The following is a 23,484-nucleotide window of genomic DNA, read 5'->3' on the forward strand; positions in this document are numbered from 1 at the left end:
GAACCGATCGGTCTGGATCTCGGGGGCTTCCGCGTTCCTACCCCTTCTGAGCTGCGGTTATTTCAACCGTCTCGGACGGTTATCGGAAAAATAGCCACTCGTCTGGTGGAAACGTTGCGGATGACGGATACTGCACCAGTCGGCATCGGTAGGACGCCGACCGCGCGCGGGCGCGTAGCACGGAGCTAGGAACACGATGGCTGTCGAAGCAGCGCGCAACGAGAAGAGGTTGCGGCGCGTTCACCGTCGCGCCGGTCGGGACGCGGTGGCGCGGTTCGTGGGTCGGATCCGTAGATGACCGAACCGGACCCGCCTGCCGCGGACCACCGCCCCCTCGTGCTCGATCCGACCGACCCCACCGATGCGGCAACCCTGCGGCAGCTCGCCGCGGCGCCCGGCATCAGCACCTACGACCTGCGCGCCGGCCTGCGCGCCGAGCTGGCTCAGCTCACCGGACTCCCGCCGGGGCTCGATCCCGACGAGGAACGGTGGGTCTACTACCCGTGGCGGCACGCGCTCGTCGCGATCCTCGGCCCCGCGGCTTTCCAGGTGATCCGCTCCGACCGCAACCGCAACAAGCTCACCAGGGCCGAACAGCAGCGCCTCGCCGGGCTGACGGTCGGCGTGGTCGGGCAGAGCGTCGGCCACTCCGTCGCGTACACGCTGGCGCTGGAGGGCGCGTGCGGGCTGCTGCGGCTGGCCGACTTCGACACCATCGAGCTGTCGAACCTGAACCGGGTGCCGGGCGGGCTGTTCGACGTCGGCGTCAACAAGGCTGTGGTCACCGCGCGCCGGATCGCCGAACTCGACCCCTTCCTGCCGGTGGAGATCTGGTCCGCGGGCGTACTGACCGACACCGCCGACGAATTCCTCGACGGGCTCTCGGTGGTCGTCGAGGAATGCGATTCGCTCGACATCAAGTTCGCGGTCCGCGAGGCCGCCCGCCGGCGCCGGATCCCGCTGCTGATGGACACCAGCGACCGCGGGCTCTTCGACGTCGAGCGCTACGACCTGGAACCGGGCCGCGAACCCTTCCACGGGCTGCTCGGCACGACCACCGGCGCCCAGCTGGCCGACCTCGACACCAAGGGGAAGGCGCCACACGTGCTGCGCATCCTCGACCCGGGCCAGCTGTCCTCGCGGATGGCGGCCAGCCTGGCCGAGATCGGCGAAACGATCACCACCTGGCCGCAATTGGGCAGTGACGTGCAGCTGGGCGCGGCCATCGTGACCGCGGCGGTGCGCCGGATCGGGCTCGGCGCCAAGCTGTCCTCCGGCCGGACCCGCGTCGACCTGGAGGCGGCGCTGGACTCCCTCGCCGAACCCGGCTACCTCGACGACGGCGTCGACCAGGCCCCCGAGCCGCCCGTCGACGAACCGGCGCCCGCCGACCCGGTCGCGGCGATCCTGGCCTGCGCCCAGCGCGCGCCCTCGGGCGGCAATGTGCAGCCGTGGCGGCTGCGCGGTACCGCGGACCTGATCGAGATCGCCCTCGACCCGGCCGGTTCGACCGCGATGGACATCGGCCTGCGCGGCAGCGCCGTCGCGGTGGGTGCCGCGCTGCACAACGCCCGCGCCGCCGCGGCCGCGCACGGCCTGCTCGGCGAGCCGGAGCTGCGCGTCGACGATCCGGCGGGCCCCCTGCTGGCCCGGCTGCGGCTGCGCGAGGGGACCGACGCCGATCTGGCCGCGGATTACCCGCTCGCGCTGGCCAGGCACACCAATCGCAGGCTCGGTGACGTCGCGCCGCTGCCCGGCACCGTGGTGCCCGCCCTGGGCACCGCCGCCGCGGCCGAGGGCGCCACCGTGCACGCGATCACCGGGGTCGAGGCGCTGGCCGAGGCCGCGGCGCTGCTCGGCGCCAGCGACCGGGTCCGCTACCTCACGCCGCAGCTGCACCAGCAGCTCTACGGTGAATTGCGCTGGCCCGGTGAGGATGTCCGCACCGGCATCGACGTGCGCACGCTCGACCCGGCGCCCGACGAACTGGCCAAGCTCCAGGTCGGCAGGCGCACCGATGTGATGGACCGGCTGCGCGAGTGGTCGGCGGGCACCGCGCTGGGTGAATTCACCGTCGATCGGGTGCGCTCGAGCTCGGCTCTGGTCGCGATCGGTTTCCGCGCGCGAGCAGGGGGTACACCTGATCTTGCCGACTACGCGATGGCCGGTGCCGCAGTGGAAAGGGTGTGGCTACGGGCGCAACTGCTGGGGCTGGCGGTGCAGCCGGTGTCCCCCGTGTTCCTCTATGCCGACCGGCGCGAGGATTTGCGCATCGTTTCTTCCGAGTTCACAGATACACTTGCCAACATTCAGAGGCTTTTCCAGGACCTGCTGGGGATCCCTGAGGATGAGAACGTGGCATTGGTTCTTCGTCTGAGCTACGCCGCGGCTGCGAGCGTTCGCAGTCGACGGTTGCCGGTGCCCGGCAGTAGGAACGACGGATAGCGCGGATCGGAGACAACGTGCCTCGGCAAACGCTCGACTCACTGGTGACGCAGGTCGCCTCCGAGTTGATGGGTGTCGACGCCACGACCATGGTGGCGGCGAGCGAGCGGGTGCTCGCCTCCCTCGTCGATCATTTCGACGTCGACGTCAGCTATCTGCGCCACACCGATCGCGCCAAGCGCGCGACCGTGCTGGTCGCGGAATGGCCGCGGCGCCCCGAGATCCCCGACCCCGACCCGCTGCACACGGTCGAGTTCGAACACGCGGATTCGGTGTTCCGCGCACTCGAGTTCGCCACCGAGCCGCTGATCGTGCGGCCGGGTGGCGAGAGCGCCGACTACCAGGAGACGATCCGCAAGTCCTCGGGCATTCCCGAGGTGGCCATGGCCTGCGTGCCGCTGGTCTCGCGCGGCGAGTCGACCGGCGTGCTCGGATTCGTGAAGATGGGCGACCGGGCCTGGTCCAAGCGGGAACTCAACGTGCTCAAGGCCATCGCCGCGCTGTTCGCCCAGTTGCAGGCGCGCGTGGTCGCCGAGGAGAAGCTGCGCTACATCGCGCTGCACGACGACCTGACCGGCCTGGCCAACCGCCGTGCCCTGCTCGAGTACATGGAGGAGCGGCTGCGCGCGGGTGAACCCGGCCCGATCGCCACCTTCTTCCTCGACCTGGACCGGCTCAAGGCACTCAACGACTTCCTCGGCCACAGCGCGGGCGACAACTTCATCCGCACGCTGGCGCGCAGGCTCAAACAGAACCTGGAACCCGGCGACATGATCGCCCGGCTCGGTGGCGACGAGTTCGTCATCGTGCCCGCCGCGCCGATGGACGCGGTGGCCGCCGAACTCGAGGCCACCCGGATCCAGCAGCTGATCGGCCGCCGGGTGTCGGTCGGGCAGGAATCGGTCAGCCGCGGGGTGAGCGTCGGTGTGGCGCTCGGCCTTCCGGGCGAGACCTCGGTCTCGGACGTGCTGCGCCGCGCCGATCACGCCCTGCTGTCGGCGAAGTCGGGCGGCGGCAACGGGGTCGCGGTGTTCACCGACGCCATGCGCGCGCAGTTCGAACTCCAGGACGACGTGGAACTCAACCTGCGCAGCGCGGTGTCCGACGGCTCGCTGGTGCTGCACTACCAGCCCGAGGTCGACCTGCGCACCGGCCGGATCGTGGCGCTGGAGGCGCTGGTCCGCTGGCAGCATCCCACCCGCGGCCTGCTGCCGCCCGGCGCGTTCGTCTCGGTGGCCGAGGCCACCAATCTGGCCGGTGAGCTGGGGCGCTGGGTCATCCGGTCGGCCTGTTCGCAATTCGCCGACTGGCGCCGCCGCGGGCTGGCCGCCAATGTGGTGATCCGGATCAATGTGTCGCCGGTGCAGCTGGTCAGCGCCGATTTCGTCGAGCGGATCGAAGACATCCTGCGGCTGTTCGGGATCGACGGCAGCTCCGTCTGCCTGGAGATCACCGAGCACGTCGTCGTGCAGGATCTCGTGCGTACCCGGCTCACCCTGCGCGGGCTCAAGCGGATGGGCGTGCAGATCGCCATCGACGACTTCGGCACCGGCTACAGCTCGCTCTCGCACCTCAAGGCCCTGCCGGTCGATGCGGTCAAGATCGACCGCGGTTTCGTGCAGCGCCTCGGTGACAGCAACGACGACCTGGCGATCGTGAAGTCGATCATCGGCCTGGCCGGCTCCTTCGGGCTCGGCGTGGTCGGGGAGGGCGTCGAGACGCCGATGGCGGCCAGGACCCTGGTCGGCCTCGGCTGCTACCGCGCGCAGGGCTTCCTCATCGCCCGGCCGATGCCCGCCGAGGAAGTCGAAGCGCAACTGCGGGAAGGGCGCATCCCCCTCGACCTCGATCTGCCCCGCGCGGGACGCGGCGTGGCGCCGAGCTGATCGCGGTGATGTCGGCAGGCGGATGGCTGCTGGTGGAGACCCTCGCCGAGGATCTCGCGCCGACGCTGGTCGCGGTGGACGCGCACCCGCGCGACTGGCTCCCACCGTCGCGGTGGCCGCGCGCGATCGGGACGGCCAGGGCGCGGCTGCTGCGCGAGGCGGTGCGGCGGTGCCAGGAGCGCGGCGAATCGACCCGCGATGTCGTCGGTGACACCCTGGTGCTCACCGAGCCCGTGCGGTGCGCGTTCGGCGGTATCCACGGCGTGCAGGTCTGGACCGGCCCGGTCGACGCGCCGGTGCGGCCCCGCCGCCGGGTCGCGGCCTGGGACTGGGACTCGGTGACCGAACTGGCCCACCACGGCCCCGGCCTGGAGGAACTCGTCTTTGCCAGGGAACCCGAGCACGTGCGGGTGATCCGCACCCCGCCCGACGCGTTCGGCCGGATGGTCCGCTTCGACGGCCGGGTCGAGTACTTCGCCATGGCCACCGAGCTGGCACCGGGCGGACGCTGGCAGGGCCAGGTCGACATGCTCGGCGACGACGAGTGCCCGCGCCGGTTCCAGATGATCACCAGGGCCCGCCCCGGCCCGCGCCGGGTGAGCGCCCTGATGCACGCCATCCCCGAACTCGACGACGCCGCGGCGGTCGACCCCGACATCACGATGCTGCGCGCGGTCTCCCAGCACAGCGGCGTCGGCGTCGGCCTGATCCTGCTGTCCAGCGGCCTCATCTACGAGTGGGCGGGCGACCCGCCACCCCCACTGGACCGCTGGGCGGTGGAACGCCCCACCGTCGACCCGATCGACCTCGCCGCCCTCCGCGCCGCCTGCGCCGACGTCGCCCACCACCCCGGCACGTCGCGCCGCCTCGCCCTCCGCGTCCGCTTCGCCGAGACCCCCTGGATCCGCGCCAACGCCGAACTGGTCACCATCACCACGGCCGCCACCGGCCACGGCCTCCTCCGCGTCTGGTCCGACGACCCACCCGAATCCGGTTAGCCGCTTCTTTCGCCGCTGTTCACGCGCTGTTCCACGGCCCGGTTCCGTGGGTAACCCGCGCGGCTGGACGATCGGCGAGTGCGCATCGTGCAGCTCGCCAATTTCTACGGCCCGCGATCGGGTGGGTTGCGCACCGCCCTGCATCACCTGGGGGAGGGGTATGTCGCGGCGGGGCACGAGGTGGTGCTGATCGTGCCGGGGGCGCGGCGCGGTGAGGAAGTGCTGCCGACCGGGGCGTTGCGGATCACCCTGCCCGCGGTGGCCATTCCGTTCACCGGTGGGTATCGGGCGGCCGATCCGCGGCGGGTCGCCGATGTGCTCGGTGGGCTGCGGCCCGATGTGCTCGAGGTGTCGGATCGGCTCACGCTGCGCGGGTTCGGGCGGTGGGCCGGGCGGCGCGGGGTGGCGAGCGTGATGATCTCGCACGAGCGGCTCGATCGGCTGCTCGGGCAGTTCCTGCCGGGGCCCGCCGCGCGGCGGTGCGCCGACGTGGCCAACCGCCGCACCGCCGACGACTACGACATGGTGGTGTGCACGACCGACTTCGCGCGCGAGGAGTTCCAGCGCATCGGCGCCCCCAATGTGGAACTGGTGCCGCTCGGCGTCGACCTCGACCTGTTCAGTCCGCGCCGGCGCGACCACAGGTTGCGTGCCGACCTCGGGGTCGAGGGGCATCCGCTGCTGGTGCACTGCGGCCGGTTGTCAGTGGAGAAGCGGGTCGACCGCAGCATCGAGGCGGTGGGCGCGCTGCATCGCGCCGGGCTGCCCGCCCGGCTGGTCGTCGCCGGTGACGGACCGCGCCGCGAATCGCTCGAACGCCGCGCCCGCACTCTGCCCGCGCTGCCCGGCGGCGCGCCGTCGGTCCACTTCACCGGCTTCATCAGCGACCGGTCCATGGTCGCGAAACTGCTTGCCACCGCGGATGTCTCACTCGCCCCCGGCCCACACGAGACCTTCGGCCTCGCCGCCCTGGAAGCACTCGCCGCGGGCACCCCGGTCGTCGCCAGCCGCTCCTCGGCACTGGCCGACATCGTCACCGCCGAATGCGGCGCCATCGCCGCCGACCGTCCGCGCGCCTTCGCCCAGGCCGTCACCGACGTCCTGGCCATGCCCACCTCGGGCCGCCGCAAAGCGGCCCGCACCCGCGCCGAACAGTTCACCTGGCCGCGGGCCGTCGCGGGCATGCTCGCCGTCCTCGATCGCTGAGCCGGTGCGGAACTCGCCGGCCCGGGCGGAGCCGCGCGGCGGCTCAGCTCTCGCTGCGGGCGGCCAGGACCGCCTCGTACAGGTCTTTCCGGGAAGCGCCACGCCCCGCCGAGACCTCGGCGCACGCGTCCTTGAGCCGCAGACCGGACTCGACCAGGGCCTCCACCTCGGCCACCAGATCGGCGGGATCGGCCGAGACCGGCTGGGCCCCGGCGAGTACCACGGTGATCTCCCCGCGCGCGCCCTCGACGGCCCAGGCGGCGAGCTCGCCGAGCGTGCCGCGCACGACCTCCTCGTAGGTCTTGGTGAGTTCCCGGCAGACGGCCGCGCGCCGGTCGGGCCCGAGGACGGTGACCGCATCGGCCAGGCAGTCGGCCAGCCGGTGCGGCGCCTCGAAGAAGACGCACGCGCGCTGTTCGGCGGCCAAGGTGCGCAACCACTCCCGGCGCTGACCACCCTTGCGCGGCGCGAAACCGTCGAAGCAGAACCGCTCGACCGGCAGCCCGGACAGCGCGAGCGCGGTGGTGACCGCGGACGGGCCGGGCAGGCAGGTGACCGGGAGATCGCGTTCGACGGCGGCGGCGACCAGGCGATAGCCGGGGTCGCTGACCGACGGCATGCCCGCGTCGGTCACCAGCAGCACGGTCAGGCCACTGGCGAGGTCGTCGAGCAGGGCGGGGATGCGGGCGGTTTCGACGTGGTCGTAGAAGCTGACCACCCGGCCGGTGATCTCCACGCCCAGCGCCTTGGCCAGCGATTTGGTCCGGCGGGTGTCCTCCGCGGCGACCACATCGGCCGAGCCGAGCGCGTCGCGCAGTCGCTGGGACGCGTCCCCGATGTCGCCCATCGGCGTAGCCGCTAAGACCAACACAGTGTCGTCCAGCCTCTCCGGTAGTTTGGGTCATTCTGTCAGGCGCGCGCGCCCCGCCGGTTCGCGCATCGGAGGAGGGGGACAAGTGTCGGGTCGGACTTCACTGGGCGCACCGCCTACGATCGGGGCGTGATCCCGGTGACCGAAACGCGTGCGATGCCACCGTCACGGCCCGCCTCCGTGCTGGTCGGTCCGGCTCCGCTGCGACCGACGCCGGATTTCGGCCCGCTCGACACCGCCCGCGGCTGGGCGGTCACCTTGGTACTCACCGCGATCGCGGCCATCACCCGGTTCGCGAACCTGAACTATCCGACCGACGCGCGCACCCCCGTCTTCGACGAGAAGCACTACGCGCCGCAGGCCTGGCAGATGGTCACCGGCGGTGGCGTGGAGGACAACCCCGCCTACGGCCTGGTGGTGCATCCGCCGGTCGGCAAGCAGTTCATCGCGATCAGCGAGGCGCTGTTCGGTTACAACGCCTGGGGCTGGCGCGGCACGGCGGCGCTGGCGGGCACCGTCCTGGTCCTGCTGGTGATCCGGATCGTGCGGCGCATGTCGCGCTCGACGCTGATCGGCGCGTTCGCCGGCATCCTGCTCATCGCCGACGGGCTGACCTTCGTCTCCTCCCGCATCGGCATGCTCGACATCTTCATGGCGCTGCTGGTGACCGCCGCGTTCGGCTGTCTCATCGTCGACCGCGACGACGTGCGCGCACGGCTGGCCCGCGCGGATCTGGCGGGCCGGGTCGGGATCACCGACTGGGGACCGCGACTCGGCGTGCGCTGGTGGCGGTTCGGCGCGGGCGTGCTGCTCGGGCTGGCCTGCGGCACCAAGTGGTCGGGCATCTACTTCATCATGTTCTTCGGCCTGCTCAGCGTGGCCTTCGACGTCAGCGCGCGGCGCGCGTACGGGGTGCGCAGGCCGTGGGTCGGCACGCTGGTTCGCGATGTCGGTCCGGCGCTGTACGCGCTCGTCGTGATTCCGCTGGTGGTGTATCTGTCCTCGTACTGGGCCTGGTTCGCCAGCGAGTCCGGGGTGTACCGGTACGCGGTCGGCAATCAGGTCGGCACCGGCGGACCGTTCGCGTTCCTGCCCGACGCGCTGCGCTCGCTCTGGTACTACCAGGGCGAGACCCTCGACTTCCATTCCAGCCTGACCAATTCCGCGGGCAACCATCACCCGTGGGAATCCAAGCCGTGGACCTGGCCGATGGGCCTGCGCCCGATGCTCTACTACTACGCCGACGGCACCGTCACCGGTTGTGGCGAGTCGCAGTGCGTCAAGGCCGTAATGGCCGTCGGCACCCCCGCGCTGTGGTGGCTGGCGCTGCCCGCGCTCGGCTGGATGCTGTGGCGCTCGGTGGTGCGCAAGGACTGGCGCTACGCGGCGGTGCTCGTCGGCTACGGCGCGGGCCTGCTGCCCTGGTTCCTGACCCTGGACCGGCAGATGTACTTCTTCTACGCGGTGGTGCTCGCGCCGTTCCTGGCGATGGGCGTCGCGCTGATCCTCGGTGACATCCTCGGTTCGGCCCGGCCGGCGGGGATACCGCGCAGTCCCACCGGCACGTATCTCCCGGCCCCGGTGAACGAGCGCTACGCCCTGGGCCTGCTGATCGTCAGCATCTATCTGGGCCTGGTGATCGCGAATTTCGTCTGGCTGTGGCCGATTCTCACCGCCCAGCCGATCAGTCCGGCCAGCTGGCAGGACCACCTCTGGCTCCCGAGCTGGCGCTAGCCGGGGTCAGCTGTCCAGCGCGCGCTGGACGAAGGTGACGGCGTCGGCGTCGGGCAGGCCCAGCCGCCGGATGGTCGCCACGTAGTCGACGGCGGCGCGGCCCGCGATGTCCCGGGTGGGGTCACCGGAGGAGGCGATGAACGAGCCCTGGCGGCCCCGGGTCTCGAGCACGCCGTCGGCTTCGAGTTCCCGGTAGGCGCGGGCGACGGTGTTCGGCGCGATGCCGAGGTCGGCGGCCAGGGCGCGCACGGTCGGGATCTTGGTGCCCGCGGTGAGCGTGCCCGCGCGGACCTGTTCGATCACGGCCATGCGCAACTGCTCGTAGGGCGGTTGGGCGGAATCGGCGGACAGCTCGACGTGGAACACGCTCGCTCACACCTCGTCTCGGGCCAGGGGGCAGGACATGCAGCGCGGACCGCCCCGGCCGGAGCCCAGCTCCGAGCCCTGGATGGTGAGCACCTCGACACCGGCGTCGGTCAGCCGCGAATTGGTCATCTCGTTGCGCTCGTAGGCCACCACGACGCCGGGCGCGAGCGCCAGCGTGTTGTTGCCGTCGTCCCACTGCTCGCGTTCGGCGGTCGGCCCGTCGCGGCCGGTGTCGATCACCCGCAGGTTCGCGATGCCCATGGCGGCGGCCGCGGCGGGCAGGAACGGTTCGGGTCCGGTGATGCTGATCCGGTCCAGGTCGCCGCGGCCGGAGAAGCCGTCCTCGCGGCGGATCGTGAAGGCCCGCAGGGTTTCCCGCACGCCCGGATACATCACCACCGCGTCGGTGTCGACCATCGTGCACACGGTGTCCAGGTGCATGGTCGCGCGGTTCTGCGCGATCGGCACCACCAGCACGGTGTGCGCGAGGTCGTCGTCGAAGAGGCTGCGCGCCAGCGCTTCCGCGCCGGCGGGGGTGGTCCGCTCGCCGACGCCGACCGCGACCACGCCCGGCGCGAGCAGCAGCACGTCACCGCCCTCGATCGGCGCGGTGTGCGATTCGTAGGCGCGGCGCACGCCGAGGAAGCGCGGGTGGAAGGCGTAGACGAGATCGGTGATCGAGGTCTCGCGGATGCGGGCGGGCAGCGCGAGCGAGGTGATCGCGACCTTGGGGCCGACCCAGAACGAGGAGTCCCTGGTGAACAGCAGATTGGGCAGCGGGTCGATGACGAAGTCGCCGCCGTGGTGCATCCGGCGCACCAGCGAGGTGGTGTCCGGGCCGAACGGCAGCTCGTCGAAGGTCATCCCGGCCATCAGGATGTCGGCGAGCTCGCGGGCCTCGACCTTGCGCAGCTCGGCCGCGAGCTGGTCGGCCAGGCCGTGGCCCAGCCTGCGGGCGTCGACGGCGGCGGAGATACCCTGGATCCTGGCCGCGCCGCTCACCTCGAGCGTCTCGGCGAGCAGGTCCGACAGCAGCAGGACTTCCACGCCGCGTTCGCGCAGCAGGGCGGCGAAGGAATCATGCTCGGCTTGCGCGCGTTCGACCCAGGGGATGCCGTCGAACAGCAGCTGATCGTTGTTGCTGGGGGTGAGCCTGCGCAGTTCGTCGCCGGGGCGGTGCAGCAGCACCGTCCGGAGCGTGCCGACCTCGGAGGTGACGGCCAGGCGTGAGTCGGGGGCGGTTCCCATGCGGAAACCGTAATCCGCGGAGCGCGCGTCGGCACGGAAGACCCGCAGACCCGGTGGGTGCGGAGTCCTCCCGTTTTTCGTACACGCCACGAAAACCTCAAGTATTGTTGAGGGCGAAAACGGGAGGAGCGCAGATGACGACGGCCGATTGGCAAACGAAGGAGCTGACCCCCGGGCAGCTATCCGATCGTAGTGGAGTTGCAGTGTCCGCGTTGCACTTCTACGAACGTGAAGGTCTCATATCGAGTCGTCGAACCAGCGGCAATCAACGGCGCTACGCTCGCGAAACGCTGCGCCGGGTCGCTTTCATCCGCATCTCCCAGCGCGTCGGCATCCCACTCAGTGAGATCCGCTCGGCGCTGGACCGGCTCCCCGAAGGCCGCACGCCCACCCGTCGCGATTGGGAGACGCTGTCCACCACCTGGCGCGAGGACCTCGACGACCGCATCACCCAGCTCACCCGGCTGCGCGACAACCTCACCGGCTGCATCGGCTGCGGGTGCCTGTCGCTGGGCTCGTGCAAGCTCGTCAACGAACACGACCGGCTCGGCGCGGAGGGGCCGGGCGCGCGCGTGCTCGATGTCCAGCTCAACTGCCCGCCGCGATCGGGGTGCGTCTAGCTCGGTCTACGGCGCGCGCGGCCGCGGTGCGGCATCATCGCGGGTATGACCTCTCTGGACGCGAAAGCGAAGACTCTGCTCGAACTGCACCAGCCCGGTGATCCGGTGGTGCTGCCGACCGTGTGGGACGCGTGGTCGGCGAATGTCGCTGTGGCCGCAGGCTTTTCGGGGCTCACGCTGGGTAGCCATCCGGTCGCCGATTCGGTCGGGCGCAGCGACGGCGAGGGGATGACCTTCGACGAACTGCTCGCGCGCGTCACGCAGGTGACCGGGGCAGTGGAGGTGCCGGTCTCGGTGGACATCGAGTCGGGCTACGGGCTCGAACCCGCGCGGCTGATCGAGGGGCTGCTCGGCGCGGGCGCGGTCGGGCTCAATATCGAGGACACCGTGCACAGCGAGGGCAAGCGGCTGCGCTCGCCCGAGGAGCACGCCGAGCTGGTGGGCGGGCTGCGCGCGTCGGCCGACGCGGCGGGGGTGCACGTCGTGGTGAACGCGCGCACCGATCTGTTCCTGCGTCAGGACGGGGACGAGGCAGACCGGGTCGATCGGGTGATCGCCCGGCTGCGGCTGGCCGCCGCCGCCGGCGCGGATTCGCTGTACCCGGTGGGCTGGCACTCCGACGAGGTCCAGCGCAGGCTCGCCACCGAACTGCCGTTGCCGATCAACGCGATCGCACAGCCGGGGACGCCGGCCAGGGCGCATCTCGCCGAACTCGGCGTCGGCCGGATCAGCTTCGGGCCGCTGTTGCAGGCGGCACTCGGCGCCGAAGCGAGCAAGCTGCTCGCCGCCTGGAACTGAGGTGCGGCGTGGCGCACGGCGAGCCGCCGTGCGCCACCGCGACTCACTCCTTGGGTTCGACGTAGCGCGGGAACACCGGTTCCGGCGCGGGCAGGTCGATCCCGGGGACCAGGGGAGTGGCGATATCGGCGAAGGCGCGGCCGTCCTGGGCCAGCAGGTCCAGGATCTTCGCGGCCGAACCCGGCATCACCGGCTGCACCAGGATCGCCACGATCCGGACCACCTCGAGCGTGACGTAGAGGACCGTGGCCATCCTGGCCAGGTCTTCCTCGGTGCCCGACTTGCGCAGCGCCCACGGGGCATTGGCGGAGAAGTACCGGTTGGTCTCGCCGAGGGTCAGCCAGATGGCCTCCAGCGCCAGGTGCATCTGCTGGGCGTCGAAGTCGGCGCGGCAGCGCTCCAGCAGGGCGTTGGCGCGGTCGAGCAGGGCCTGGTCGTCCTCGGTGAACGCGCCCGGCGCTGGTGCCTTGGCGTCGCAGTTCTTGTTGACCATGGTCAGGCTGCGCTGGACCAGGTTGCCGAACTCGTTGGCCAGGTCGGCGTTGATCCGGCCCGCGATGGCGTCGTTGCTGTAGCTGCCGTCCTGGCCGTAGGAGATCTCGCGCAGCAGGAAGAAGCGCACCTGGTCCAGGCCGTAGGTCGACACCAGGGCGAGCGGGTCGACGACATTGCCCGTCGACTTCGACATCTTCTCGCCCTTGTTGTACAGGAACCCGTGCACGAAGACGCGGTCCGGCAGCTCGATCCCGGCCGACATCAGGAACGCGGGCCAGTACACCGTGTGGAACCGGGTGATGTCCTTGCCGATGATGTGCACGTTGGCGGGCCAGAACTTCTGGAACGCGGCCGAATCGGTGTGCGGGAAGCCGACACCGGTCAGGTAGTTGGTGAGCGCGTCGACCCACACGTACATGACGTGATCGGGGTGGCCGGGCACCGGGACGCCCCAGTCGAAGGTGGTCCGCGAGATCGACAGATCCTTCAGGCCGGCCTTGACGTAGCTCACGATCTCGTTGCGCCGGGTCGCGGGCGCGATGAACTCCGGCTGCTCCTCGTAGAGCGCCAGCAGCTTGTCCTGGTACTCGGAGAGCTTGAAGAAGTAGTTCGACTCCTCGGTCCAGGTGACCGGGGTGTGGGTCTCGGTCGAGACGCGGGTGCCGTCGTCGAGGAGGGTGGTCTCCTCCTCGGTGTAGAAGGCCTCGTCGCGCACCGAGTACCAGCCGGAGTAGTTGCCCAGGTAGATGTCGCCGTTGGCGAGCATCTTCTCCCAGAGGGCGACGCTGGCGGCCTTGTGGTCCTCGTCGGTGGTGCGGATGAAGCGGTCGAAGGAGATGTCGAGCGCCTTGTCCATCGCCTCGAAGACGTCGGAGTTGCGGGCCGCGAGTTCCTGCACCGGGATGCCCTCGGTGGCCGCGGTCTGCTGCATCTTCTGACCGTGCTCGTCGGTGCCGGTCATGAAGAACACGTCGTAGCCGTCGAGTCGCTTGAACCGGGCCAGCGCGTCGGTCGAGATGTACTCGTACGCGTGCCCGATATGCGGCGCACCGTTGGGGTACGCGATGGCCGTGGTGATGTAGAAGGCGGGCGCCTCGGCGCCTTCAAGTGCGCTCATGACTGAGCCTCGCTGGCGCTCAGCTCAGTCCTGACCGCAGATGCGGCTGTGCTCGTCCGCTCGCTTCGCTCGCTCATGATGGCAACTACTGTAATCCGCGTGGCAAACCAGAATCGTCCGGCTCCGCCCCTTCCGCCGCCGCTCGCGCCCCTGATCGATGCGCACACCCACCTCGACGCCTGTGGCGCAACCGATGCCGCCTCGACCACGGCGATCGTGGACCGCGCCGCCGCGGCGGGCGTCGGGCACGTGGTGACCGTCGCCGACGATCTCGCCGCCGCGCAGTGGGCCGTGCAGGCCGCGCAGTGGGACCCGCGCGTCTACGCCGCCGTCGCGCTGCATCCGACCAGGGCCAACGCCCTCGACGACAAGGCCAAGGCCGAGCTGGAGTACCTGGCCACCGACCCCCGCGTGGTCGCGATCGGCGAGACCGGTCTGGACTACTACTGGCCCGGCAAGCTCGACGGCTGCGCCGATATCGAGACCCAGATCGAGGGTTTCCGCTGGCACATCGACCTGGCCAAGCGGGTCCGCAAGCCGCTGATGATCCACAACCGCGAGGCCGACCACGACCTGCTCACGGTGCTGCTCGACGAGGGCGCCCCGGACACCGTGATCTTCCACTGCTTCTCGTCCGACGCGACCATGGCGCAGGCGTGCGTGGCCGAGGGATACGTGCTCAGTTTCTCGGGCACGGTCAGTTTCAAGAACGCGCACGAGCTGCGCGAGGCGGCCCAGCTGGTGCCCGACGACCAGATCCTGGTCGAGACCGACGCGCCGTATCTGACGCCGCACCCGTATCGCGGCGCGCCCAACGAGTCGTACTGCCTGCCGTACACGGTGCGGGCGCTGGCCGAGGTGCGCGAACAGGACCCGGCGGAACTGGCCGAGATCACCACCGCGAACGCGCGCAGGCTGTATCGGATCCGCTAGCCCGATTCGTCCGGTCGATAGGGGGCTGGACGATAAACGTGTTTCGGCTCACATCCGCCGGTCATAGTCGTTATCTACCAGCGACGTCTATATCGAATCGTGACCTGCGATCCCGCTGATCGGGGCGCACGGTGTTGTCTGGGGCAAACCTTGTCGTTATCGTTCTGTAACCATGTCGGCTTTTGCGCGGATCAACTCGTCTCGCTCGCCGCTGCTGTACGCGGCGGTGGCGGCCATGCTGCTGATTCTCATGGTCGGTGCGTCGATGGCCATCGTGAACCACAAGACGGTCGCCCTGGTCGTCGACGGTGAGCGCAGCGAGCTCTCCACCATGTCCCGTGATGTGCGAGCCATCCTGGCCGACGCCGGCTACGAGCTCTCCGAGCACGACGCCGTCACCCCCGCCGCCGGGTCCAAGGTCTCCGACGGCGCCACCATCACGCTCAACCGAGGCCGCGAGATCACCGTCTCGGTCGACGGCACCGAGCGCAAGGTGTGGACCACCGGCATCACCGCGGGCGACGCGCTCGCGCAGATGCAGATCCCGGCCGACACCCACGTCGTGCCGACCCGCACCGAGAAGCTGCCGCTGGCAGGCGCCGCGCTCAGCGTCTACTCGCCGCGCACCGTCTCGCTCGTCGACGGCGCCGCCGCCGCGGTCGACGTGCGCCTGGCCGCCGCCACCATCGGCGAATTCCTCACCGCCGCGGGCATTCCGCTCAAAGACCAGGACTTCACCGAACCGGCCGCCACCACGCCGCTCACCGAGGGCATGAAGGTGACCGTCACCCGGCAGCGCGTCGAGCAGCGCACCGAGACCCTGCCGCTCGATCCCACCGAACTGGTGATCGAGGACCCGACCATGAACATGAGCCGCACCGTCGTGGAGAACCCGGGCGAGGCCGGGCTGCACGAGGCGACCTTCGCGGTCACCCTGACCAACGGTGTCGAGTCCAGCCGCGTGCAGACCAACTCCAACGTCATCACCCCGGCGCAGCCCAAGACCATCCGCAAGGGCGCCAAGCCGGGCACCGAGGTGCCGCCGGTGCGCGACGGCGCGATCTGGGACGCGCTGGCCCGCTGCGAGTCGACGGGCAACTGGGCCATCAACACCGGCAACGGCTACTACGGCGGCATCCAGTTCGACCAGAGCACCTGGGAACGCCAGGGCGGCCTGAAGTACGCCCCCCGCGCCGACCTGGCCACCCGCGAAGAGCAGATCGCCATCGCCGAGGTCACCCGCGCCCGGCAGGGCTGGGGCGCCTGGCCCGCGTGCACGGGACGCCTCGGCCTGAGCTGAGTCTTCGGAGCGCTGGCGCTCGAGGTCGCGGCCCTTCCGGTCCCGCCGATCAGGCACCGTTGCTTGCTCCTTCGTCGTCTACGCAACGGCGCCTGATCGGCGGGACGGCCGCGACGGCCGACTGCGTCGGCCTGCCCCTCCTCGAGGTCGGGGCGTGTTGGCTGAGTGGGTTGTTGGTGCCTGATCTGGGTTTGCTTCGGCGGGTCGGGTTGACCAGCGGAATTCGCAGGGTAGTTTGCACTCGTTTCGCCGGGTCTGTGTCTCGTGCGTTGTCCCGGCTCGTCGAGTCGAGGGTGGGTAGTGATGCGTGGGGTTTCGGCCTGGCGGCGGGCGGCTGTCGTGGTGGCGTTGTCGGTGGGTGCGGGGGTCTGTGTGCCGCTGACGCCCGCGCACGCGGAGGCGCCGGGGGCCGTGATCGCGGTCGTTCCGCAGGCCGACGGATTCCACGGGATGTCCGGAGCGCAGGTCATCGACTACTGGACCAGGGGTGTCGGCGGGGTGACGCAGCCCGCGAGCGGTGCGCTGTACCTGCCCGAGGGTGACGCGCCCGCCGGTGGCTGGCCGGTGGTCGCCTTCGATCACGGGACCACCGGGCTCGGTGCCGGCTGCGGCGGGCAGTCCGATCCGGCGGGTGCGCCCTGGCCGGAATCGCAGGCCGGGCAGGACGAGTTCCTGCGTCATCTGGTGGCGCAGGGGTATGCCGTCGTCGCGCCGGACTATCTGGGGCTCGGGCGGTTCGACACCGGGCCGCATCCGTATCTGGGCATCGACACCGAGGCCACCGCCACCCTCGACCTGCTGCGGGCGGTGCGCTCGGTGCGCTCGGATCTGTCGCCGGTGTGGGTGGCGGCGGGCATGTCGCAGGGCGGGCAGGCCGCGCTCGGCACCGGGCACCGGCAGGCGAGCTACGCGCCCGAGCTGGACTTCCGCGGGACCATCGCCATCGACCCGGAATCCGATGTCGAGAAGGTGGCCACCCTGCTCGGGCCCGGCAATCCGGATCGGGTCAGCGGCGGCGTGCTCGGTTTCTCGGTGAGCATTCTGGCCGGGCTGCGGGCGGCCAGGCCGGACGCGCAGGTCGACAGCTACCTCAGCCCGCTGGGCCGCCAGGTCCTCGACGAGATCGGCACCCTGTGCCAGGACGCGATCGACGAGCGCGTCGCGGATCTGACGCTCGGGCAGCTGCTCACCCGATCGCTCGGCGACGAACCGCTGCGCTCGGTGATGGCCGACTACATGGCCGTGCCGACCAGCGGCTACGACGCGCCGATCCTGCTGCTGGTCAACGCCGCCGACCGCACGGTGCCCTCGCCGCTGCACGCCGCGCTGGCCGCCCAGTTCACCGCCAACGGCGTGGACTACACCCCGGTCGTCGGCACCGGCAAACACTGCGAACTGAACCCGGCGATGATCGCCGCGATCGACGATTTCCTGGCCCGGGCGCGCTGACCGGTTCCCTTCCCCGCTCCGACGCAGGTCGCGAGCGGTGTCCAAGCAACCGTTCAGCGAACTGTACGATCGTCCAGTTCATTGCTGCCTGCCGATCGGCCGGAAAGGTGACCCCCTGATGCCGAAGACCATGAGCCGCGTTGCGATCGCAGCCGCCCTCGCCGCCGTGCTGGTGACGGCCGCCAACGCGCCCGCTTCGGCGGCCCCCGGTGACGTCCTGGCCACCGAAGCGCGACCCGCGGGCTGGCACGGCCAGGCGCGCGGCTCGGTGATCGAGTACACGACCACCGATTCCGCGGGCGCCGAGCGTCCGGCCAGCGGTGCGCTGTTCCTGCCCGCGGGCGCCGCGCCCGCCACCGGCTGGCCGATCATCGCCTACGACCACGGCACCCTTGGCTCCGGTCCCGGCTGCGGTGGTCAGGCCGATCCCGACCTGGCCCCGCTGCCGGCCAACCGGGCCGCCGAGGACGAGCTGATCGGGCGCCTGGTCGACCAGGGCTACGCCGTCGTCGCGCCGGACTACCTCGGGCTCGGCCGCTTCCAGACCGGCCCGCACCCCTACCTGGAGGTACGCAGCGAGGCCACCGCCACCATCGATCTCGTGCGCGCGGCGCGGGCGGCGCATCCCGAACTCTCGCGCACCTGGACCGTCCTCGGCGCCTCGCAGGGCGGGCACGCCGCGCTGAGCGCCGCGCACGTGCAGCAGAGCTACGCCCCCGAACTGGACTTCCGCGGCATTGCCGCCGTCGACCCGGCCTCCGATGTGGAGAAGGTCCTGCCGCTGCTCGGCCCCGGGTTCCCGGAGATCGAGGGCACCGCGGGCCTGACCGGCTTCACCGTCAGCATCCTGGCGGGCCTGCGCGCCACCCATCCCGAGGCCGAGGTCGACTCGTATCTCACGCCGCGGGGCAAGGAGATCCTCGACGCCGCCGGTACCCAGTGCATCGACGAGATCGTCCGGAACGTCAAGGGACTCGGCTTCGGTGACCTGTTCGCCCGCAGGCTCTCCGACGGGCCGCTGCGTCCGGCCCTGATCGCGTACATGACCGTGCCGACCAGTGGCTACGACGCGCCGATCCTGCTGCTGATCAACGCGACCGACACGGTCGTGCCCTCGCCGCTGCACGCCGCGCTGGTGGCCCAGCTCGCGGCCGGTGGCGTCGATTTCGAGACGGTGACCGGCTTCGGCGAGCACACCGTGCTCGATCAGCGGATGTGGAACGCGCTCGACGGGTTCGTCGCCCGGGTCAACGCGGCGCCGCCGCGGCGCTGACGACGCGGGTCGCCTGCGCTCGACGCGCCGAGCGGACCGGCGACTGATCTGTACACTCGTCCAGGAACTGTCGCCTGGTGGAGAGCTGAATCCGTTGCCGAAGACCACGATCCGCGCGACGCTCGTCGCCGCCGTCACCGCGAGCGCGCTGTGCGCCGCCGGGTTCGCGCCCGCGGCCGCCGAAGCGCCCGGTTCGATCATCTCGGTGGAGCGCAAGCCCGCGGGGTGGCACGGAATGGCGCGCGGGTCGGTCGTCGAGTACTGGATGACCGACTCGGCGGGCGTCGCGCGCCCGGCCAGCGGCGCGATGTATCTGCCCGCGGGCGATGCCCCGGCCACCGGCTGGCCGATCCTGGCCTACGACCATGGCACCTCCGGCTCCGGCCCGGGCTGCGGCGGCCAGGCCGATCCCGAACTCGCGGCGCTGCCGCAGCATCGTGCCGCCGAAGACGCGCTGATCAAGCGCTTCGTCGACCAGGGCTACGCCGTGGTCGCGCCCGACTACCTGGGCCTCGGCCGCTTCGAGACCGGCCCGCACCCGTATCTCGAGGTGCGCAGCGAGGCGACCGCGACCATCGATCTGGTCCGGGCCGCCCGCGCCGCCGATCCCGAGCTGTCGCGCACCTGGAGCGTCCTCGGTGTCTCGCAGGGCGGGCACGCCGCGCTCAGCACCGCGCACGTGCAGCAGAGTTACGCCCCCGAGCTGGACTTCCGCGGCACCATCGCCGTCGACGCCGCCTCCGACGTGGAGAAGGTGCTGCCGTTCATCGGGCCCGAGCTGCCGGAGATCCCGGTGCTGGCCGCGGCCACCTCGTTCGTCGTCAGCATCCTGGCCGGACTGCGCGCCACCCACCCCGAGGCCGAGGTGGACTCCTACCTCACGCCGCTGGGTAAGTCGCTCGTCGACGCCGCGGGCGACCGGTGCCTGGACGCGATCATCGCCTCGACCAAGGGCCTGTCGGCCCGCGACCTGCTCGCCCGCCCGCTGATCGGCCTGCGCGATGTCCTCGCCGCCTACATGACCCTGCCGACCAGCGGCTACGACGCCCCGATCCTGCTGACCATGAACGTCGCCGACACGATCGTGCCGTCCCCGCTGCACGCGGCGCTGGTCGCGCAGTTCGCCGCCAACGGCGTCGATCAGCAGGTCGTCCCCGGCACGGGCACGCACGGCTCGGTGTCGGCGGAGCAGCGAGCCGCGATGGACGCCTTCCTCGCGCGGATCAATGCCGCCCCGCCGCAGCGCTGAGCTGCTCGATCGACCGGGTTGGTAGGTTCTAGCGGTGCCCGAACCAGAGATTCCCGCGCGCGGTAGCGCCGCACTGCTCGGTCCCGCCGAGGTGCGGACGCTGGCCGAACGCTTCGGCGTCCGGCCGACCAAGCAGCTCGGGCAGAACTTCGTGCACGACGCGAACACGGTGCGCCGCATCGTCACCGCCGCGGGCGTCGGCCCGAAGGACACCGTGCTCGAGGTCGGTCCCGGTCTCGGCTCGCTGACCCTGGCGCTGCTCGACGTGGTCGACCGGGTGGTCGCGGTCGAGATCGACCCGGTGCTGGCCAACTACCTGCCCGAGACCGTCGCCGACCGCGCCCCCGGCCTGGCCGACCGGCTCCAGGTCGTCGAGGCCGACGCCCTGCGCGTGCGCCCCGACCAGCTGCCCGCCGAGCCGACCGCGCTGGTCGCGAACCTGCCCTACAACGTGGCGGTCCCGGTGCTGTTGCACCTGCTCGCGGTGCTGCCGAGCATCGGGGTGTCGCTGGTGATGGTGCAGGCCGAGGTGGCCGACCGGCTGGCGGCCGAGCCGGGCAACCGGGTGTACGGGGTGCCGAGCGTCAAGGCCGGTTTCTTCGGCAAGGTGCGCCGGGCGGGCGCGGTCGGCACCCAGGTCTTCTGGCCGGTGCCGCGCGTCGAATCCGGCCTGGTCCGCATCGATCGCTACGCCGAACCGCCGTGGCCGATGGACGAGGCGCATCGCAGGCGCGTGTTCGAGGTGATCGACGCCGCCTTCGCGCAGCGCCGGAAGACGTTGCGCTCGGCGCTGTCCGGCTGGGCGGGTTCGCCCGCGGAGTCCGAGCGCAGGCTGGTGGCGGCCGGCATCGATCCGACCGCCCGCGGCGAGACGCTCGACACCGCGGCGTTCGTCCGCCTGGCCGCCCAGGGATAGTCCGCGAATCGCGGGCTCGCGCAGCCGAACCCGCAGTACACCGGCTGTTCATCGGGGCGCGCCAGCACACCCTGTGAAAGCAATTGTGGACAACCGGTTTTCGCCGCCGGCGGAGTTGATCATGATGCACGGACGGACATCACCGGTCCGGCGCGAAAACCGCCGGTGGCGGGCCGCTGGGTGCAGATGTGGATGACGCTGTGGATGATTCGCGGCGTCGTCGCGACGGATGAACCGCTGGTGAACGCGCCGCGGCCCGCGCCGGAGGGCGCGGGCCGCGGATGACTTCGCGAATCGGGGGTCAGCGAGCCAGTTCGTACCCCGCTTCGTCGACGGCGGCGGCGACCTCGGACTCGGTCAGCTCGTTCGCGCTGTCGACCTTGACGAGACCGCTGGCCAGGTCGACGTCGACGCTGGTGACACCGTCGATCTTGCCGATCTCCTGCTTGACCGAGCTCACGCAGTGTCCGCAGGTCATCCCCGTGACGGTGTAGGTGGTGGTGGCCATGGCCGACTCCTTCGCTCTTCGATCATACGGTCCAGGGGTATGTCCCCGACAGGAATGAACATACCCCCTATGGGTATCTGGCGCAACCCCCGCCCGCCGGGCGAGGATTCAGCGCGCGTACTCGTCGGTGTAACCCGTTACGCTTGGTGATCGTGCTGTCAGTTGTGCCCAGCCCGGTCGTCGTGCGCGCTCCTTCGAAGGTGAACCTGCATCTCGGAGTCGGTGATCTGCGTCCGGACGGATATCACGACCTGACCACCGTCTTCCAGGCATTGTCGCTGGCCGACGAGCTCGAACTCGCCCCGTCGGCCTCGCTGGCCGTGCGGGTCACCGGCGAGGGCGCGGCCGAGGTGCCGACCGATCGGGAGAACCTGGTCTGGAAGGCCGCGGTGCGCCTGGCGCACCTGGCCGGGCGCGCGCCGCTGGTGGAGATCGCCATCGCCAAGGGTATTCCGGTCGCGGGCGGCATGGCGGGCGGCAGTGCCGACGCGGCCGCCGCGCTGGTCGGCCTGAACGAACTGTGGGACCTCGGCCTGGGCCGCGACGAGCTGTCCGCGGTGGCCGCCGAACTCGGCAGCGATGTCCCGTTCGCGCTGCACGGTGGCACCGCGCTCGGCACCGGGCGCGGTGAGCGATTGCTTCCGGTGCTGTCGCGCAACACCTTTCACTGGGTGCTCGCGCTGGCCAAGGACGGCCTGTCCACCCCGGCGGTGTTCCGCGAACTCGATCGACTACGCGCCGAGGGCGATCCGCCGCGGCTGGGCGATCCGCAGAAACTCATGCAGGCGCTGGCCGCGGGCGATCCGCACACCCTCGCGCCGCTGCTCGGTAACGATCTGCAGGCCGCGGCGCTGTCGCTGAAGCCCGAGCTGCGGCGCACGCTGCGCGCCGGGGTCGGGGCGGGCGCGCTCGCCGGTCTGGTCTCCGGATCCGGCCCCACCTGCGCGTTCCTGTGCGAGACGGAGGAGGCGGCGATCGCGGTGGCGGCCGAACTGGCCGGTGCGGGCGTGTGCCGCAGTGTGCGCACGGCCAGCGGTCCGGTGCCGGGGGCTCGGGTGCTCGACACCGAGGCGCACGGGAAGCATTGAGCGTCAGCCGATGACGTCGGCCAGCCGGTCGACCTGGTCGGCGTCGCGGCCGTAGCAGTAGAGCATCACCTCGTCGGCGCCGAGCTCGTCGAATCGCGCGATGGTGGCGCGAATGGCCTCGGGCGTGGTGAGCAGCCCGTCGAGCATGAACTTCGAGCGGTCGCCGGCGAAGGCGTAGTAGGCGCTCATGGACGCGCGGGCGTCGGCGATCAAGTCGTCGTCGCCGACGGCCACATTCACCTGGGCGACGATCCGCGGCGCGCCCGCGCGGCCGTGGTCCTGCCAGGACCGGCGCACCGTGTCGAACAGGGTGCCCGCCCAGGACGGCGGCGCGGCGGCGAGGAATCCGCCGCCCCAGCGGCCGACCCGGTCGAGCGCGGCGGGCTGGAAACCGCCGAATAGCAGCTCGGGTCCGGCGGGGGAGAGCGGGGCCGGACCGATCGGGCCGCAGTCGGGGCCGAACGGTTCACCGGCCCAGAGGCGGTGGAGCAGGCCGATCTGCGCGTCGAGGCGGCGACCGCGGGTGCGAAGCTCGGTGCCCGCGGCGACGTGGTCGTCGGCGCGCCCGCCGACGCCGACGCCGAGGACGAACCGGCCGCCCGACAGCACGTCGAGGGTGGCGGCCTGCTTGGCCAGCAGCGCGGTCTCGCGTAGCGGGGCCAGGAGGACCTCGGTCTGCAACCGGATGCGGCGGGTCGCGCCGGCCAGCGCGGCGAGGGTGGTCAGCGGTTCGGGGTTGTCGTAGACCAGCCGGTCGAGCAGGCCGAGGGTGGAGAACGGGCCGTCGTCGGCGCGACGGGCCCAGTCGAACAGGGTGATCGGATCGGAAATGGGGAGGCCGAGGCCGATGTGCATGGAATCCTCCGGGTCAAGAACATTGTTCGTGTCGAACGTTGTTCGCTACGAACAACGTTAAACGAACGGCGTTCGTCGCACAAGGCGGAGCGGATCGGACCGCCGCCGACCGGGCAAGTAGGCTCGTCA

Annotated in this window: 20 protein-coding genes; 14 read left to right on the top strand and 6 right to left on the bottom strand. The window is 71.1% G+C overall.

The window, feature by feature from the left end; all coding sequences use genetic code 11:
• The first annotated feature begins 294 nt into the window (after positions 1 to 294).
• The 4 genes from ACFYWJ_RS09870 (at position 295) to ACFYWJ_RS09885 (ending at position 6,535) form a co-directional block, all read left to right on the top strand.
• Entirely contained in the window at positions 295 to 2,445 is a 2,151-nt protein-coding gene (locus ACFYWJ_RS09870; RefSeq protein WP_355273419.1) for an Rv1355c family protein, read from the top strand.
• Positions 2,446 to 2,462: 17 nt separating this feature from the next.
• On the top strand, positions 2,463 to 4,331 hold the full coding sequence (locus ACFYWJ_RS09875) for an EAL domain-containing protein (RefSeq protein ID WP_355273416.1): 1,869 nt from the start codon (positions 2,463 to 2,465) through the stop codon (positions 4,329 to 4,331).
• An 8-nt stretch (positions 4,332 to 4,339) separates the two neighbouring features.
• On the top strand, positions 4,340 to 5,329 hold the full coding sequence (locus ACFYWJ_RS09880) for a GAF domain-containing protein (protein WP_355273414.1): 990 nt from the start codon (positions 4,340 to 4,342) through the stop codon (positions 5,327 to 5,329).
• 78 nt (positions 5,330 to 5,407) lie between these two features.
• Positions 5,408 to 6,535, top strand: a complete 1,128-nt coding sequence (locus tag ACFYWJ_RS09885; protein ID WP_355273411.1) for a glycosyltransferase — start codon at positions 5,408 to 5,410, stop codon at positions 6,533 to 6,535.
• 43 nt (positions 6,536 to 6,578) lie between these two features.
• Here ACFYWJ_RS09885 and rsmI read toward each other — a convergent pair whose 3' ends face one another.
• The gene (rsmI, locus tag ACFYWJ_RS09890; protein WP_355273409.1) at positions 6,579 to 7,406 is read right to left on the bottom strand and encodes a 16S rRNA (cytidine(1402)-2'-O)-methyltransferase; all 828 of its coding nucleotides are present in this window, start codon (positions 7,404 to 7,406) and stop codon (positions 6,579 to 6,581) included.
• Between the two features lie 156 nt (positions 7,407 to 7,562).
• On the opposite strand from rsmI, the gene ACFYWJ_RS09895 reads away from it, so the two are divergent.
• Positions 7,563 to 9,140: a phospholipid carrier-dependent glycosyltransferase gene (locus ACFYWJ_RS09895; RefSeq protein WP_355274613.1), complete on the top strand. Its 1,578-nt coding sequence runs from the start codon at positions 7,563 to 7,565 to the stop codon at positions 9,138 to 9,140.
• 6 nt (positions 9,141 to 9,146) lie between these two features.
• Here the strand turns inward: ACFYWJ_RS09895 and ACFYWJ_RS09900 are convergent, their stop codons facing one another.
• Positions 9,147 to 9,506 (bottom strand): GntR family transcriptional regulator, encoded by a 360-nt coding sequence (locus ACFYWJ_RS09900; RefSeq protein ID WP_355273406.1) that lies wholly within the window; start codon positions 9,504 to 9,506, stop codon positions 9,147 to 9,149.
• A gap of 6 nt (positions 9,507 to 9,512) precedes the next feature.
• Complete coding sequence (arcA, locus tag ACFYWJ_RS09905) at positions 9,513 to 10,754, bottom strand: arginine deiminase (RefSeq protein WP_355273403.1); 1,242 nt, start codon at positions 10,752 to 10,754, stop codon at positions 9,513 to 9,515.
• A gap of 134 nt (positions 10,755 to 10,888) precedes the next feature.
• On the opposite strand from arcA, the gene soxR reads away from it, so the two are divergent.
• Positions 10,889 to 11,374: a redox-sensitive transcriptional activator SoxR gene (gene soxR, locus ACFYWJ_RS09910; RefSeq protein ID WP_218717207.1), complete on the top strand. Its 486-nt coding sequence runs from the start codon at positions 10,889 to 10,891 to the stop codon at positions 11,372 to 11,374.
• Positions 11,375 to 11,419: 45 nt separating this feature from the next.
• On the top strand, positions 11,420 to 12,172 hold the full coding sequence (locus ACFYWJ_RS09915) for an isocitrate lyase/phosphoenolpyruvate mutase family protein (protein WP_355273401.1): 753 nt from the start codon (positions 11,420 to 11,422) through the stop codon (positions 12,170 to 12,172).
• A 43-nt stretch (positions 12,173 to 12,215) separates the two neighbouring features.
• Here the strand turns inward: ACFYWJ_RS09915 and metG are convergent, their stop codons facing one another.
• The gene (gene metG, locus ACFYWJ_RS09920) at positions 12,216 to 13,784 is read right to left on the bottom strand and encodes a methionine--tRNA ligase (RefSeq protein ID WP_355273399.1); all 1,569 of its coding nucleotides are present in this window, start codon (positions 13,782 to 13,784) and stop codon (positions 12,216 to 12,218) included.
• A gap of 78 nt (positions 13,785 to 13,862) precedes the next feature.
• On the opposite strand from metG, the gene ACFYWJ_RS09925 reads away from it, so the two are divergent.
• From ACFYWJ_RS09925 to rsmA, 6 genes are all read left to right on the top strand, one after another.
• A complete protein-coding gene (locus ACFYWJ_RS09925) occupies positions 13,863 to 14,717 on the top strand; it encodes a TatD family hydrolase (RefSeq protein ID WP_355273396.1) in 855 nt (284 codons plus the stop codon).
• Between the two features lie 172 nt (positions 14,718 to 14,889).
• Entirely contained in the window at positions 14,890 to 16,017 is a 1,128-nt protein-coding gene (locus tag ACFYWJ_RS09930; RefSeq protein ID WP_355273395.1) for a transglycosylase family protein, read from the top strand.
• Positions 16,018 to 16,320: 303 nt separating this feature from the next.
• Positions 16,321 to 17,466: an alpha/beta fold hydrolase gene (locus ACFYWJ_RS09935; RefSeq protein ID WP_355273394.1), complete on the top strand. Its 1,146-nt coding sequence runs from the start codon at positions 16,321 to 16,323 to the stop codon at positions 17,464 to 17,466.
• Between the two features lie 118 nt (positions 17,467 to 17,584).
• Positions 17,585 to 18,739 carry a lipase family protein gene (locus ACFYWJ_RS09940; protein ID WP_355273392.1) on the top strand — a complete coding sequence of 385 codons (1,155 nt, stop codon included), beginning with the start codon at positions 17,585 to 17,587 and terminating at the stop codon, positions 18,737 to 18,739.
• Positions 18,740 to 18,833: 94 nt separating this feature from the next.
• Positions 18,834 to 19,988 carry a lipase family protein gene (locus tag ACFYWJ_RS09945; RefSeq protein ID WP_355273390.1) on the top strand — a complete coding sequence of 385 codons (1,155 nt, stop codon included), beginning with the start codon at positions 18,834 to 18,836 and terminating at the stop codon, positions 19,986 to 19,988.
• Between the two features lie 34 nt (positions 19,989 to 20,022).
• A complete protein-coding gene (gene rsmA, locus ACFYWJ_RS09950) occupies positions 20,023 to 20,904 on the top strand; it encodes a 16S rRNA (adenine(1518)-N(6)/adenine(1519)-N(6))-dimethyltransferase RsmA (RefSeq protein ID WP_355273388.1) in 882 nt (293 codons plus the stop codon).
• Between the two features lie 301 nt (positions 20,905 to 21,205).
• Here rsmA and ACFYWJ_RS09955 read toward each other — a convergent pair whose 3' ends face one another.
• The gene (locus ACFYWJ_RS09955) at positions 21,206 to 21,412 is read right to left on the bottom strand and encodes a cation transporter (RefSeq protein ID WP_355273385.1); all 207 of its coding nucleotides are present in this window, start codon (positions 21,410 to 21,412) and stop codon (positions 21,206 to 21,208) included.
• Between the two features lie 152 nt (positions 21,413 to 21,564).
• Between ACFYWJ_RS09955 and ACFYWJ_RS09960 the strand changes: the two genes are divergently transcribed.
• Positions 21,565 to 22,500 carry a 4-(cytidine 5'-diphospho)-2-C-methyl-D-erythritol kinase gene (locus ACFYWJ_RS09960; RefSeq protein WP_355273383.1) on the top strand — a complete coding sequence of 312 codons (936 nt, stop codon included), beginning with the start codon at positions 21,565 to 21,567 and terminating at the stop codon, positions 22,498 to 22,500.
• A 3-nt stretch (positions 22,501 to 22,503) separates the two neighbouring features.
• Here ACFYWJ_RS09960 and ACFYWJ_RS09965 read toward each other — a convergent pair whose 3' ends face one another.
• Positions 22,504 to 23,355 carry an LLM class flavin-dependent oxidoreductase gene (locus ACFYWJ_RS09965; protein WP_355273380.1) on the bottom strand — a complete coding sequence of 284 codons (852 nt, stop codon included), beginning with the start codon at positions 23,353 to 23,355 and terminating at the stop codon, positions 22,504 to 22,506.
• Between the last annotated feature and the right edge of the window lie 129 nt (positions 23,356 to 23,484).

It is taken from the genome of Nocardia sp. NPDC003269 (assembly GCF_042888005.1).
Taxonomy (GTDB): domain Bacteria; phylum Actinomycetota; class Actinomycetes; order Mycobacteriales; family Mycobacteriaceae; genus Nocardia.

Excerpts from the sequence above, each read along its gene's own strand:
- ACFYWJ_RS09940 (WP_355273392.1), top strand. The coding sequence starts at position 17,585 with ATGCCGAAGACCATGAGCCGCGTTGCGATCGCAGCCGCCCTCGCCGCC.
- ACFYWJ_RS09895 (WP_355274613.1), top strand. The coding sequence starts at position 7,563 with ATGCCACCGTCACGGCCCGCCTCCGTGCTGGTCGGTCCGGCTCCGCTG.
- ACFYWJ_RS09870 (WP_355273419.1), top strand. The coding sequence starts at position 295 with ATGACCGAACCGGACCCGCCTGCCGCGGACCACCGCCCCCTCGTGCTC.
- ACFYWJ_RS09930 (WP_355273395.1), top strand. The coding sequence starts at position 14,890 with ATGTCGGCTTTTGCGCGGATCAACTCGTCTCGCTCGCCGCTGCTGTAC.
- soxR (WP_218717207.1), top strand. The coding sequence starts at position 10,889 with ATGACGACGGCCGATTGGCAAACGAAGGAGCTGACCCCCGGGCAGCTA.
- metG (WP_355273399.1), bottom strand. The coding sequence starts at position 13,784 with ATGAGCGCACTTGAAGGCGCCGAGGCGCCCGCCTTCTACATCACCACG.
- ACFYWJ_RS09955 (WP_355273385.1), bottom strand. The coding sequence starts at position 21,412 with ATGGCCACCACCACCTACACCGTCACGGGGATGACCTGCGGACACTGC.
- ACFYWJ_RS09935 (WP_355273394.1), top strand. The coding sequence starts at position 16,321 with ATGCGTGGGGTTTCGGCCTGGCGGCGGGCGGCTGTCGTGGTGGCGTTG.
- ACFYWJ_RS09880 (WP_355273414.1), top strand. The coding sequence starts at position 4,340 with ATGTCGGCAGGCGGATGGCTGCTGGTGGAGACCCTCGCCGAGGATCTC.
- ACFYWJ_RS09925 (WP_355273396.1), top strand. The coding sequence starts at position 13,863 with ATGGCAACTACTGTAATCCGCGTGGCAAACCAGAATCGTCCGGCTCCG.
- arcA (WP_355273403.1), bottom strand. The coding sequence starts at position 10,754 with ATGGGAACCGCCCCCGACTCACGCCTGGCCGTCACCTCCGAGGTCGGC.
- ACFYWJ_RS09965 (WP_355273380.1), bottom strand. The coding sequence starts at position 23,355 with ATGCACATCGGCCTCGGCCTCCCCATTTCCGATCCGATCACCCTGTTC.
- ACFYWJ_RS09915 (WP_355273401.1), top strand. The coding sequence starts at position 11,420 with ATGACCTCTCTGGACGCGAAAGCGAAGACTCTGCTCGAACTGCACCAG.